The sequence below is a fragment of the Vibrio sp. 10N.247.311.12 genome (genome assembly GCF_041467515.1).
Taxonomy (GTDB): domain Bacteria; phylum Pseudomonadota; class Gammaproteobacteria; order Enterobacterales; family Vibrionaceae; genus Vibrio; species Vibrio crassostreae_C.
Genome location: NZ_JBFSUV010000008.1, coordinates 59,560 through 73,639, shown reverse-complemented (window position 1 = coordinate 73,639; position 14,080 = coordinate 59,560). Strand labels below are relative to the sequence as shown.

General features: G+C 45.8%; 10 protein-coding genes. 7 read left to right on the top strand and 3 right to left on the bottom strand.

The window, feature by feature from the left end; all coding sequences use genetic code 11:
- Nucleotides 1-10 precede the first annotated feature (10 nt).
- The 7 genes from AB6E30_RS05660 to AB6E30_RS05630 all read left to right on the top strand — a co-directional run bounded on the left by AB6E30_RS05660 (nucleotide 11) and on the right by AB6E30_RS05630 (nucleotide 9,746).
- Nucleotides 11-553, top strand: coding sequence for a TRAP transporter small permease subunit (locus AB6E30_RS05660; protein ID WP_017063572.1), 543 nt, complete (start codon nucleotides 11-13; stop codon nucleotides 551-553).
- An 11-nt stretch (nucleotides 554-564) separates the two neighbouring features.
- A complete protein-coding gene (locus tag AB6E30_RS05655) occupies nucleotides 565-1,848 on the top strand; it encodes a TRAP transporter large permease subunit (RefSeq protein WP_029235146.1) in 1,284 nt (427 codons plus the stop codon).
- A gap of 104 nt (nucleotides 1,849-1,952) precedes the next feature.
- Nucleotides 1,953-3,308: a cache domain-containing protein gene (locus AB6E30_RS05650; RefSeq protein WP_017072488.1), complete on the top strand. Its 1,356-nt coding sequence runs from the start codon at nucleotides 1,953-1,955 to the stop codon at nucleotides 3,306-3,308.
- A complete protein-coding gene (locus AB6E30_RS05645) occupies nucleotides 3,301-3,939 on the top strand; it encodes a response regulator transcription factor (RefSeq protein WP_017060961.1) in 639 nt (212 codons plus the stop codon). The genes AB6E30_RS05650 and AB6E30_RS05645 overlap by 8 nt, the downstream gene beginning before the upstream one ends.
- A gap of 158 nt (nucleotides 3,940-4,097) precedes the next feature.
- Nucleotides 4,098-5,696 (top strand): BCCT family transporter, encoded by a 1,599-nt coding sequence (locus tag AB6E30_RS05640; RefSeq protein WP_372102898.1) that lies wholly within the window; start codon nucleotides 4,098-4,100, stop codon nucleotides 5,694-5,696.
- A gap of 271 nt (nucleotides 5,697-5,967) precedes the next feature.
- A complete protein-coding gene (locus tag AB6E30_RS05635; protein ID WP_017060963.1) occupies nucleotides 5,968-7,539 on the top strand; it encodes a BCCT family transporter in 1,572 nt (523 codons plus the stop codon).
- A 323-nt stretch (nucleotides 7,540-7,862) separates the two neighbouring features.
- Nucleotides 7,863-9,746: a methyl-accepting chemotaxis protein gene (locus AB6E30_RS05630; RefSeq protein ID WP_017070254.1), complete on the top strand. Its 1,884-nt coding sequence runs from the start codon at nucleotides 7,863-7,865 to the stop codon at nucleotides 9,744-9,746.
- Nucleotides 9,747-9,817: 71 nt separating this feature from the next.
- Here the strand turns inward: AB6E30_RS05630 and azu are convergent, their stop codons facing one another.
- The 3 genes from azu to cydD all read right to left on the bottom strand — a co-directional run bounded on the left by azu (nucleotide 9,818) and on the right by cydD (nucleotide 14,043).
- Nucleotides 9,818-10,270, bottom strand: a complete 453-nt coding sequence (azu, locus tag AB6E30_RS05625) for an azurin (protein WP_017063577.1) — start codon at nucleotides 10,268-10,270, stop codon at nucleotides 9,818-9,820.
- A gap of 274 nt (nucleotides 10,271-10,544) precedes the next feature.
- Complete coding sequence (cydC, locus tag AB6E30_RS05620) at nucleotides 10,545-12,266, bottom strand: heme ABC transporter ATP-binding protein/permease CydC (RefSeq protein ID WP_102393407.1); 1,722 nt, start codon at nucleotides 12,264-12,266, stop codon at nucleotides 10,545-10,547.
- Nucleotides 12,259-14,043: a heme ABC transporter permease/ATP-binding protein CydD gene (cydD, locus tag AB6E30_RS05615; RefSeq protein ID WP_372102896.1), complete on the bottom strand. Its 1,785-nt coding sequence runs from the start codon at nucleotides 14,041-14,043 to the stop codon at nucleotides 12,259-12,261. Before cydD ends, cydC begins: the two co-directional genes overlap by 8 nt.
- Nucleotides 14,044-14,080: the final 37 nt, after the last annotated feature.

Here is a 14,080-nt window from a genome sequence, read left to right as displayed (position 1 = left end):
GGAGTCGGGAATGCGAAGTCTAATTTATATTGAACGCCTGTTTAATCGTATCGGTGACGCACTGGGATGGCTTTCCAGTATGTTGTTTATTTTACTTATCGCCAACGTCGTGTATGACGTTGTCATGAGATATGCCTTCAACGATGTCTCTATCGCCTTCCAAGAGATGGAATGGCACCTTTTCTCCGCCGTTTTCCTACTCGGTGTTCCTTATGCCATCAAGGCTGGTGGCCATGTTCGAGTTGACGTGTTCTATGAGCAACTGAGCTTTAAAGCACAAGCGATTATTGACCTGCTTGGCACGCTTATCTTTCTACTTCCGTTTTGCCTGCTGGTGGCTTGGTTTGGTATCGATGTTGCCAAAGAGAGTTATGAACTGGGTGAAACCTCAGGCGATCCCGGTGGCCTGCCGTATCGCTGGATCATCAAAGCTATGATCCCGCTGTCATTCTTTTTGATGGCACTTAGTGGCGTAGGTTTGATCCTGCATTCACTGAATAAGATTTTTAATCCGCACCTTATCCACGCAAATAATATTCACACAAAGAATTAGTAGAGGCTGACATGATTGGAATAGTAATGTTTTTTGTCGCCTTGTTTGCACTTTTACTTGGCTTCCCAGTAGCGTTTACCTTTGGCGGTATCGCATTAATCTTTGGTGTTTGGGCTGAGGGCATTGAGATGTTTGCCTTCATGCCATATCGAATTCAATCGATCATGGAAAATACGGTGCTGATGGCCGTTCCATTGTTTGTTTTCATGGGGCTTGTTCTACAGAAGACCAAGCTTGCTGAGCAGTTGCTTGAGTCTATGGGCAGATTGTTTGGTGGGGTTCGTGGTGGTATCGCAATTTCGACGGTATTAGTAGGATCATTGCTTGCCGCTTCTACTGGCGTGGTTGGTGCTTCTGTTGTTGCTATGGGACTTATCTCCCTACCTGTAATGCTCAAGTACAATTACGACAAAGGCTTAGCCTGCGGCACTATTTGTGCGTCTGGTACGCTAGGGCAGATCATTCCACCCTCCATCGTATTGATTCTATTGGGTGATGTTCTAGGTGTTCCAGTAGGCGACTTGTTCCAAGCGGCGATTTGGCCGGGCGTGATGCTGGTCGGCGCGTACATCGTTTATATCTTGATATACGCAAAGCTACACCCTGAAGCGGCTCAACCTATTGAACGTGATGACTCCATCAGCCGTAAGCAGGAAGTGTTTAATGCACTGAAAGCGATTCTTCCGCCTCTAGCGTTAATCATTGTTGTACTGGGCTCTATCTTCGCAGGTGTTGCTACGCCAACAGAGTCAGCCGCATTAGGTGGCGCGGGTGCGATGATACTTGCACTGCTTTACGGTCAATTTAGTTGGTCGATGGTGTACGAGGCGTCGAAAGAGACGGTGAAAGTAACGGCGATGGTATTTGCTATCTTGTTGGGTGCAACGGCATTCTCAATGGCGTTTACCTACACTGGTGGCGACTATCTGGTTGAAGAGTGGATGCTACAACTGCCAGGTGAAAAATGGGGCTTCCTGATCATTACCATGCTTGTGATTCTGATTCTGGGTTTCTTCATCGACTTCGTAGAGATCTGTTTCATCATCGTGCCGATCATTGCGCCAGTTGCTGAACTGATGGGCATCAACATGACATGGTTCGCTATCCTTATTGCGATGAACCTACAAACTTCCTTCTTAACGCCGCCATTTGGTTTTAGTTTGTTCTATTTAAAAGGCGTAGCACCGAAAGGCGTGACGACTAAGGACATCTACCGAGGTGTGATGCCGTTCATTCTGATTCAAATCCTCGTACTTGGATCACTTCTCGCTTTCCCATCTTTCTATGGAATGTGAGTGAAGCCAAGAATGTGAATGATATGTTTCAACGGCTATCTATAAATTGCTAAAGTAAAACGGCTTATTGATGTTCAGTAAGCCGTTTTTTGTGAGGGAAAGGAATGCCTCTAAAAGCCAAGCTGATTTTGCTGACGTTGCTCCCGTTGCTGCTGGTAACGGCGAGTATTAGTTGGATCTCGCTGCACCAGACTAAGACGTTAGGCGCTAAAGAAGTCGAGATCTTTAGAGACAGCCTAATCAAGTCGCGTGAAAACGCCCTCAAAGACACGGTTGATCTCGCGTTCGACGCCATAGAACACGTCTATAACGATCCAAATATCCAAGAAGCCCAAGCCAAAAAAAAAGTTCGAACCATATTGTCTAAACTTAGATATGGCTCTGATGGGTACTTCTTCGCATACGATCGCCTCGGGACCAACTTGGTTCATCCAATTCAGCCAGAATTGATAGGCCAAAACCTACTCCAACTGCAAGATGAAGATGGCGATTTTCTGATAGAGGCTCTGTTAAGAGAAGCGCAAACCGGAGGCGGGTTTCACCAGTATTTGTGGCAAAAACCGTCGACGGGTGAGGTGGTGTCTAAGCTGAGCTACGCCGCTTGGTTAGAGCGTTGGGACTGGATGATTGGCACCGGCTTGTATATTGAAGACGTACACCAAGAAGTGGCTTCGATGCAGGCTGCGATAAATAAGAATATTGAAACCACGTTCTTTTCGATTGTGGTGATTTTGAGCGTAACGGTCGCGGTCATCATCGTGCTGACCTTGGCTATTAACATGCATGAACATCGGATTGCTGATAACAACTTAAAGGAGCTGGCGCATAAGACGGTGATGTTCCAAGAAGACGAGAAGAAGCATCTAGCGCGTGAGTTGCATGATGGTATTAACCAGTTATTAGTGTCGAGTCGTTGCCATTTGGAACTGCTCGGTAATAAGCTACAAAATGAAGACCTTAAAGCACATTTGAATAAGTCGCAGCATTCACTGATGCGAGCAATCGAAGAAGTGAGGCACATCTCGCATCAACTTCGTCCAAGTTCGTTGGATGATATTGGTTTAGAGGCGGCATTGTCTTCATTGTTGTTAGATTTTCAGGCGCATTCGGGTATTGAAGTAGAAACCTTGTTTAGCACTCAACAGGGTAAGTTGAAATCTGAGGCTGCGACAACCTTGTATCGAGTGGTGCAAGAGTCGCTGAATAATATCGAGAAACACGCGCAAGCGACCAAAGTAACGGTTATCGCTCAGCAAATTGGTAATGTGTTGCAACTACTGATTCAAGATAACGGTGTCGGTTTCAACACCTATAAAGCGATGGAAAAACGAGGGATCGGGCTGCGTAACATGAGAGAGCGAGTGGAGTTCATCGGTGGTGACTTTGAATTGATGAGTGAGATTGGCCTCGGAACGGAAATTACAGTGTTACTGACACTAGAGGGATTAATGAATGAGTGAAGTTATTCGAGTTGTGATTGCTGACGATCACCAAGTGGTACTGGATGGCTTTATGGCGAGATTGGAACTCGAGCCAGATATTAGCGTGATAGGTACCGCCAGCAATGGACTAGAAGCGGTAGAGGTTGTTAAGTCTTTACGTCCCGATGTGGTGTTGATGGATATCAGCATGCCTATCATGAATGGCATTGATGCCACCCATCTGATTAAAGAAGAAGACCCAGAAGCCAAGGTCCTGATGCTGACCATGCATAACAACCGTGAATACATCATGAAGGTGATGCAGTCGGGTGCTGTCGGTTACATGTTGAAAGAGATTTCGGCTGAAAAAATGGTACAGGCAATCAAAACGGTCAATCAAGGATCGACCTATTTCTGTGAAAAAGTCACGCAGAATTTGTTTACTCAGCCGATTACTCCCACGCCATCTGTCAAGAATCCATTGAGCAGACGTGAAGAGGCTGTGCTGAAATTAGTCGCAAAAGGGGAGAGCAGTAAAGAGGTCGCAAAGGCGCTGAATATCAGCTATCGAACGGTAGAAACCCATAGGCAAAATATTAAGCATAAGCTCGATATTCACTCTACGGCAGAGCTTGCTAAATATGCGGTCAGCTCCGGGCTTGTGGACTGATCTTACGCTAAATAACGTTAAATGTGTAATTTAATTACTAAATGCCTCCTTTATGGAGGTTTTTTTAGTATTTTTGCGACAGGTTGATATTCTTCTTTTCGAAATTTAAGCGCCGAATGCAATGTTGCAAACTGTGCGCTGCAAATTAGAGAGGAAGCATGGAGCCTGTAAAAGATAGGTATAGTATTGAAAATACCGATTATACAGTAGGACAAAATAACGTTCAGAAATGGGGTTTTGATGTTCATAACCCAGTATTTGGAATCAGTGCAGGGGCGATCATTATCTTCCTGTTGGCACTTCTAGTCGCAGACCCTGAAACCGCAAAAGCGGCGCTTGATGGAATCAAATGGAAAGTCATTGGTAACTTCGATGGTTTCTTCATGTGGGCAGCAAACATCTTCGTAATTTTCTGTTTTGCCCTCATTGTCTCCCCGTATGGCAAGATACGTATTGGTGGCAATGATGCCAAAGCAGAGCACTCAAACCTATCTTGGATGTCGATGTTATTCGCCGCAGGAATGGGTATTGGCTTAATGTTCTGGGGTGTTGCTGAGCCAGTAGCTTACTTCACTGGCTGGTATGAAACACCACTAGGTGTTGAAGCTTACTCTCCTGAAGCGGCGAAGTTGGCTCTTGGTGCAACCATCTACAACTGGGGTCTGCACGGTTGGGCGATTTACGCGGTTGTTGCTCTAGCGCTTGCCTTCTTCACCTTCAATAAAGGTTTACCTCTATCAATCCGCTCTATTTTCTACCCTATCTTGGGTGATAGAACTTGGGGTTGGTTTGGTCATATTGTTGATATCGTCGCTGTGCTTGCAACGCTATTTGGCCTTGCAACTTCATTGGGCTTAGGTGCTCAACAAGCAACAAGTGGCATTAACCATGTATTTGGTACCGATGGCGGTATTGGCATGCAGCTGATTGTTATCGCTGTAGTTACTTTCTTAGCGACAATGTCCGTGGTTCGTGGCATCAACGGTGGTGTAAAGCTTCTGAGTAATGTGAACATGCTGGTTGCTTTGGGCTTACTTATCTTCGTTACCATCGCTGGTGGCATGGCGGGTATTAAAGCAATCCCAACCGCGCTAATGGGCTACATTGAAAACTTCATTCCCTTAAGCAATCCTCACGGTCGTGATGACGAAACGTGGATGCAAGGTTGGACGGTATTCTACTGGGCATGGTGGATGTCTTGGTCACCATTCGTAGGCATGTTCATCGCTCGTATCTCTAAAGGTCGAACGATTCGTGAATTCATCGTTGCTGTATTGTTCATCCCAACGACAGTAATCATCATCTGGATGGCTATTTTCGGTGGCATCGCGATTGATCAAGTGGCGAACAAGGTGGGCGAGATTGGTGTGAATGATCTGCAAGATATTACACTTTCTCTTTTCCATACTTACGATGCTCTGCCAATGAGCTCTGTGCTTTCAGTGGTATCGATTGGTTTGATTATGGTGTTCTTTATCACCTCTTCTGATTCAGGCTCATTGGTTATCGATAGCATTACCTCTGGCGGTAAAGTGGATGCACCGGTTCCACAACGTGTATTTTGGGCGTTGATGGGCGGCGCGATTGCAGCGGTTCTACTATGGGTTGGTGGTACGGAATCTATTCAAGCACTGCAAGCTGGAACGGTATCGATGGCGCTACCATTTGCCTTCATATTATTGCTTATGTGCCTAAGCTTATTGCTAGGTTTACGAACTGAAAATCAATTGGTTAAGCACCAAAATGCTTTGAGTTAAAAGTATTTTTGATAAAAAGGTCGACAGGGTCGACCTTTTTTTCGTCATAAACTTGAGTAATTACGTGAATATTGTTTGAAATTCCATCGAGCCGATTCTAGTTTACTGAAAACAACAAGTTAACCTGCTAAACTTCAGACATCCAAGTATTTGAATTATTGTGACAACAGCTTGTACTACTTGGATCGTAGGTTCGAGTTTGTAATTAAGTCGCAGGTAAGTAAGGAATACGAGGTCAATAGACCCTAATAGAATTCCGTAGAGAGGGATAATGACTAAAGGTATAGATAAATACAGTATCGACAGTACGGATTACACTGTCGGTCAAGATAACGTCCAAAAATGGGGTTTTGATGTTCATAACCCAGTATTTGGTATTAGTGCGGGACTTATCGCTTTGTTCCTGATCGGTGTTCTTATTACAGATACCGCTTCAGCAAAGGCTGCGCTAGATGGCGTTAAAGGCCAGATTATCAATTCGTTTGATTGGCTTTTCATCTGGTCGGGTAATATTTTCGTAATTTTCTGCTTAGGTTTGATTGTTTCTCCGTACGGCAAAATCCGCCTTGGTGGTGTTGATGCGACGGCAGATTACTCATTCTTCTCTTGGCTATCGATGCTGTTTGCCGCAGGTATGGGTATCGGCTTGATGTTCTGGAGTGTGGCAGAGCCAGCGGCTTACTTCACGGGTTGGTTTGAAACTCCGTTAGGTGTTGAACCAAACACACCAGAAGCTGCAAAACTGGCATTGGGCGCAACCATGTATCACTGGGGTCTACACCCTTGGGCGATTTATGGCGTAGTAGCACTGTCACTTGCGTTTTTCTCTTACAACAAGGGATTGCCTCTTTCTATCCGTTCTATCTTTTACCCAATTTTAGGTGATAGAGCTTGGGGCTGGGCAGGTCACATTGTTGATATTCTTGCTGTACTTGCAACGCTATTTGGTCTGGCGACATCGTTAGGTCTTGGTGCACAACAAGCGGCAAGTGGTATTCAGCATGTATTCGGCATTGAAGCGGGCCTAGGTCTGCAAGTTATTGTGATTACAGCGGTGACTTTATTGGCGGTAGTATCAGTACTTCGTGGTATTGATGGTGGCGTTAAAGTTATCAGTAACATCAACATGTTGGTGGCTTTCCTACTGCTTATCTTAGTGGCTCTAATCGGCTACGCGGTGACTTTAGGTTCTATCCCAACGACATTGATGGCATACATTGAAAACATCATTCCGTTGAGTAACCCTCACGGTCGTGAAGATGAAACGTGGATGCACGGTTGGACTGTATTCTACTGGGCTTGGTGGATCTCATGGTCTCCATTCGTAGGTATGTTTATCGCACGTGTTTCTAAAGGTCGTACGGTTCGTGAGTTCATCACAGCAGTACTGATTGTACCGACTACAGTGACTATCATTTGGATGTCAGTATTCGGTGGCATGGCGATTGACCAAATCGTGAATAACGTTGGTATTCTTGGTCAAGACGGCCTAACAGATGTATCACTAGCAATGTTCCAAATGTTTGATGCACTGCCGTTCGGGACTCTGCTTTCAATCATTGCGGTTGTATTGGTTCTAGTATTCTTCATTACATCGTCTGACTCAGGCTCTCTAGTAATCGACAGCATCACCGCGGGTGGTAAAGTTGATACGCCTGTGCCTCAACGTGTGTTCTGGGCGTTCCTAGAAGGTGCGATTGCTGTGGCTCTATTGTGGGTTGGTGGTACTGAAGCAGTACAAGCTCTACAAGCGGGTGCAATCTCTACAGCATTGCCATTCACCATCATTCTATTACTGATGTGTGTGAGCTTGCTAATGGGTATGCGTACAGAAAAACGCTAGGCTTTGTAAGCTGAAATCTACTGCAATTTATACGCAGTAGAGTGGTAAATAATATGAAGGCAGAAGAGGAAACTCTTCTGCCTTTTTTGTTTCTTCTTTACCGTGTTTTCTTGTCTCTTTTTAACATGTGAAGTGCGATAAAAATACTAATAACCGTAGAGATAATGCCGCCTTAAATTTGGCGACAAGCCAAGGAATTGACATTAGGTAAGCTTATGGTTTGCTTAAAATTATATTCCGATATTAAATTATAAAATCGCTCGAATTTAATACTAATATTGGGTAGTATGCGCGAGATTTCCCACCACTCGTGAAACTTTGACATGAAACTAACACTAAAGCAGAAGTTGATAGGCGCTAGCCTATCTGCTGTTGTCGTTATGGCTACAGCGTTGACTTGGTTGTCAGCAAACCAATTATTTGAACAGACTCGTAATGGCGTATACCTACGAGCTGAAAGCGTATCTGAAGCAGCATCTGAAGGTATTAAAAACTGGATTGATATCCGTACTGATATCGCATCAGCATTTAATGACTTTTCACGAGAGGATGATGTTGTTCCTTTCCTTAGACAAGCTCGTGTAGCGGGTGGCTTTGACGATATCTTTTTAGGTACTCCAGAAGGTGGAATGTACCGTTCACATCCTGAACGTAATCGTGCAGATTACGATCCTCGTCAACGTCCTTGGTACCAAGAAGCAAACGCTGCAGGTAAGCAAATCATTACTACGGCTTACCAAGATGCAATCACCAAAGCACTTCTAGTAACGATCGCAGAACCTGTTCGCCACAACGGCCAACTTGTTGGTGTTGTTGGTGCAGACGTACTGATCGACCAGTTGGTTAACGATGTAATCAGCCTTGATGTTGGTGACAACGCTTACGCAATGCTAATTGATGCCTCTGACGGCACATTCCTAGCACACCCAGATTCAGCACTAAGCTTGAAGCCGGTAAGCCAGCTTTCAAACGATATCTCTATGCCTATCATCGAAAACGCAGTGCGTACGGGTAGCATCGAGATCATCAAAGAGCGCGGCGCAGACAAGCTGCTTTACTTCACGAAGGTGCCTAACACTAACTGGATCTTCGCGGTTCAGATGGACAAAGCAACAGAAGAAGCGAACCACTCAACGCTACTTACTCAGCTGATCATCACTGCTGTCGTTATTACGCTCATCGTAATCGTACTCGTGTCTTGGTTAGTAAGCTTCCTATTCCGCGACCTAAACCGCGTTTCAGCAGCACTTGAAGAAATTGCTTCAGGTGAGGGCGATCTTACTCAACGCCTTGAGCCTAAGAGCGACGACGAAATTGGTCAGCTTGCAGCAAACTTCAACCGCTTTGTGGGTAACATGCACACCATGGTGATCAAGCTAAGCGAAGTATCTGCTGCGCTAGGCAACCAAGCACGTCAAACGGCTTCTCAAGCTGAAGAACGTAGTGCTCGTATCCAAATGCAACAAGACGAGATCAACATGGTAGCAACAGCCGTTAACGAAATGGCTGCAGCAACACAAGAGATCGCAGGTAACGCAGACCATACTGCACAGAACTCATCTGAAGCGGTTGGCGCGTGTGAGCACGGTACTGGTCAAGTGACACAGACTCAAAGCTCTATCCAAAACCTGGCTCAAGAAGTTCAAATCGCAACCAACGTGATTCTAGAACTTGAAGAGCACGGCAACAGCATCAACGCTATCTTGTCTAACATTCAAGGTATTGCAGAACAAACAAACCTACTTGCACTTAACGCCGCTATTGAAGCAGCACGTGCCGGTGAGCAAGGTCGTGGTTTCGCAGTAGTAGCGGATGAAGTTCGAGTTCTGAGCCAACGTACACACGGTTCAACGCAAGAAATTCAACAAACGATTGAGTTGCTGCAAGGTACAACAGGCAAGGCGGTTAACATCATGAACGATAGCCGTACTCTTGCTGAAACCAGTGTTGATGACGCGAACTCAGCGGCTGCAAGCCTAACGCAAATCCATGCTGCTGTTGAACGCATCAGCGACATGGCAACACAGATTGCTTCTGCTGCAGAAGAGCAAGCGTCAGTAACGTCTGAGATTACTCGTAACACTGAAGGAATCCGTGACGTATCTAACGAGCTAGCAGACGAAGCACACCAAGCTGCAGAGCAAGCTGCGCAGCTTTCTGAACTGTCTCACGAGCTAGAAAGCGAAATCAGCCGCTTCAAGCTGTAATCGAAGCCAATATAACAAAGCCCCGACCTAGGTTGGGGCTTTGATGTATCTGTACAATCTAGACTAACGAGTTATTTAAACTCAAATTTGCCCTTCATGATTGCCCAGTGGCCCGGGAATGAACATAGGAAAGAGTAGTCGCCACCGGCTGTCATTTTCTCTGTGCTGAAAGTGATTGAGGTTGACTCGCCACCACCGATAACACGAGTGAAGGCGTAAACGCGGCTGTCGTCAGGTTTTACGTAGTTATTGTCGATACCTGCCGACATACCATCGATGCCCACTGCTTGTAGCGACGCAGTGTCTGTTATAACGACGTTGTGACCCATTGATTGGGCTGGCATAGAACCAGTATGGTTTAGCGTCAGCTTCACTTCTTTACAGCTCGCTGGAACGCTTAATGTGTCAGTTGAAAATTTCATTTGATCACTAGCATCAATCGATACTTCACATTCCGAGCTCGCTTGAGCGGTAAAGCTAGCACCTACAAGCGCTATCGTTGTTGCGATTAATCGTAAAGACATACACTGTTCTCCATTATTTTAGGGGGAGGTTATTCCATGAGGTTGATCGATACGTATTATCCTAGAAAGATGATCATAGTAATGTGCTACGACTTGAATTATGTGCAACTCGTTGCTTTATAAATGGTAAGTTTTTGTAGGAAAGGGCAAAACTAATCAGCGCATGAACAACCGTTTAAGGGGGAATGGTTGCTCGATACTAGAATTACAGACAACAAAAAGCCCGAGTATGAACTCGGGCTTTGAATGGTTTTCTTTATAACTTATGAAGGAGCTAGATTGCCTGACGAAGTTGGAAGTAACGTCCTTCTTCGTTTAATAGTGTCTCGTGAGAGCCGTGCTCAACAATCTCGCCTTGTTCAATCAGAACGATCGAATCCATCGATTCCAAACCAATCAAACGGTGTGTAATGAAGATAACCGTCTTGCCTTCGAAGTGCTTCTCGAACAGCGTCATGATGCTTTGCTCTGTTTGCTTATCTAAGCCTTCTGTTGGCTCATCGAGAAGCAGGATAGGGGCATCATGAAGAATCGCACGTGCGATGCCAATACGGCGCTTCTCACCACCAGACAGTTGACGACCACCGTCACCTAACCAGCTATCAAGTGCATTATTCTCAAGCAGTTTTTCTAGGCCAACATCTTTAAGGATATTCGCTAAGTGATCATCGGTCGCTTCTGGTCTTGCAATCAACAAGTTGTCACGCAAAGTACCATTTAGAATGTCGACACGTTGGCTTACCACACTGATTGATTCACGAAGCTGTGATTCATTCCACTGCGTCAGTTCAATGCCCGCGATTGAGATGTAACCCTTCTTAGGATCCCAGTAGCGAGTCAGAAGCTGAATCAGAGTCGATTTACCAGAACCCGTTTGACCCACAATCGCAACCTTGTTCGTTGCAGGGATCGTTAGGTCGACAGCGTTCAGAACACTGCGCTCAGAGTCAGGGTAGTTGAACGTCACGTTTGAGAACGTAATATCCAGTGGCTTGTTGATGTCGAGCTTCTCTTCAGCAAACTGAACTTCAGGCTCAGACAGAATCACTTCGTTCAAGCGACGAGCAGAAGACAGAGTTTGACCTAAATGCTGGAACGCACCTGCAATTGGCATTAATAGTTCAAAACTAGCCATAGTAGCGAACGCCATTAGCGCGATGAACGGGTCTGGTGCATTACCACCCACACCGTCAGCCGCAAGCCAAAGCATAAGAACAAGCGTCAAACCGTTGAACAGCATCAGTGCTGCTGACGCCATACCGGTTAGGTTAGCGTTCACAAACTGATTCGCCATCAGCTTGCGTTGCGTTTCTAGAATCGCATTACGGTAACGCTCTTCAGCACCGAACAGAGTCAGTTCGCTGTAGCCTTCTATCCAATCTAGCGTAGTGACACGAAGATCCGCTTTGTTTTGTGTCAGCTCACCACCGTTACGTTTACCCAGCTTGTAGAACAAGATTGGCCAAACCAACAGCATGATAAGAAGGATAGAACCTAAGATTAAACCTAGTGAGCTATCGAACCACATTAAGAACAGAGTTAGGAAGAAGATCCCGAACACACCCACCGTCACAGGGCTTACTAAGCGCAAGTACACGTGGTCCATGGCGTCGACATCAGCAACCAAACGGTTCAGAAGGTCAGCGTCACGAAGGTTTGAAATACGACCTGGGATCAGCGGAGCCAGCTTCTTGAAGAAGAAGATACGTAAATCAGTTAACAGTTTGAATGTCGCATTGTGGCTCACAACACGTTCACCCCAACGACCCGCAGTACGGCTCATTGCCAAACCACGTACGCCACCACCCGGTAGCATGTAGTTGAAGGTTTCACGTGCAATCGTCAGGCCAGCAACCGCGGAAGCTGAAATAAACCAACCTGATAGCGTTAACAAGCCGATAGAAGCCGACAGAGTAGCAAAAGCCAATAGCATGCCTAGCGATAGGCCAAACCAATGCTTTTTATAGAGTTTCAGGTAAGGCAGTAAATCACGCATCTAAATTACCCTTATTATCTTGTTGAGCTAAGTTCGCGTTAAGCATCTCTTCGAATAAACCACCCGCAGTCGAAAGCTGAGAGTAATGACCTTGTTCAACCAGACCACCATCGCGCATAACCAGAATGTTATCGACCGATTGAAGCGGGGCAAGTTGATGCGTCACAAGTAGGGCAGTGCGGCTTTCGATATTGCTATTGATGCCTTTCATTACCAACTGTTCGCTACGAGTATCTAAGCTGGCAGTGGGTTCATCGAGCAACCAGAACTGACCGTCTTGAATCATTGCGCGAGCCAGAGCTAAACGCTGAGACTGACCCACAGACAGACCGCCAGAGCGATCAGAGATCATATAATCCAAGCCGTGCTCATTTACGAATTCGTTAGCAAAAGACTGCTCAAGTGCATTCGCGACAACTTGGTCAGTGATATCGTGCTTACCAAGGGTGACGTTGTCACGAATTGTGCCATGCAGTAGCAACGGGTTTTGACCAACCCAGCTAATGGTTTTACGCCAAGAGGCTAAGTCTAGGTCACGCAGTTCAATGCCATTGATTTTCAAGCTTCCTTCATAAGGCATGAAACCAAGAATAGCGTTGATCAAACTCGTTTTACCCGCACCACTTGGGCCAACTAACGCAGTCGACTGTCGAGTGTTAAGTGCGAACGAAATAGGACCAACCAATTGAACACCTTCAGGGCTTAACACTTTGAGATCTTGAGCTTCAATATTGATGCCTTGAGCCGGGTCGAGCTGAGTGTCGCCTGATTTAACCTTAGTGATGTCTGTTTCTAGGAACTCGACAATACTTTCCGCTGCGCCAACCGCTTGTTGTTTCGCATGGTAGAAAGTACCTAAATCACGCAGAGGTTGGTAAAACTCTGGCGCCAAGATAAGGATAAACAAACCTGCGAATAGCGTAATGCCAACGCCGTAGTGACCGAAGTTAAGCTCGCCGATGTAAGTGAAACCGAAGTAAACCGCCGTCATCGCAATCGAGATAGATGTGAAGAACTCAAGCACAGCAGAAGACAAGAAAGCGATCTTCAATACATCCATAGTGCGCGTTCTGAACACCTCTGATGCACCTTTCAATACTTCGGTTTCAGCGCTAGTGCGGTCAAAAAGACGAATGGTTGTCATGGATTGTAAACGGTCGTAAAAGTGACCTGAAAGACGCTGGAGCGCTTTGAAGTTTTTACGGTTTGCATCGGCCGCTTTCATACCTACAAGTGCCATGAACATCGGCACCAGTGGCGCAGTCAGCAAGAAGATAAGGCCAGCCGCCCAGTTGACTGGGAATACCACGACCAAAATAATGAACGGAATCATTACCGACAAAGACATCTGAGGTAAGTAACGAGAGAAGAAGTCTTGCATGTCTTCAACTTGCTCTAACAACAGCGTTGCCCACCCACCGGCAGGCTTACCTTTGATGTAAGCAGGGCCAAGTTCGCGTAGCTTGTCGAGAATGAGCTGCCTAATGTAAACACGGATCTGTTCACCACAGCGATAACCTGCGATTTCACGACCCCATGTACAGCCCGCACGGCCAACGACCGATAGTGCCAAGCCAGCAAAATGACCAACCAGTTCAGATTTATCGACATTTTCGATGATCAACTGGTGAAGAATAGAGGCGAGAAGAGCTGCTTGAGCAATTAAAAACACGCTTGAAAGTACGCCAAGGCTAATCGCAATCATAAGCCAGCGTTTCGCTAACTTACTCTGTTGCTTAAGCCACTTGTTCAAGCTGCGTTGTTTTTTCTTATCCATTATGAAGGCTTAATGATAATTATTATTTGTTGAGGGC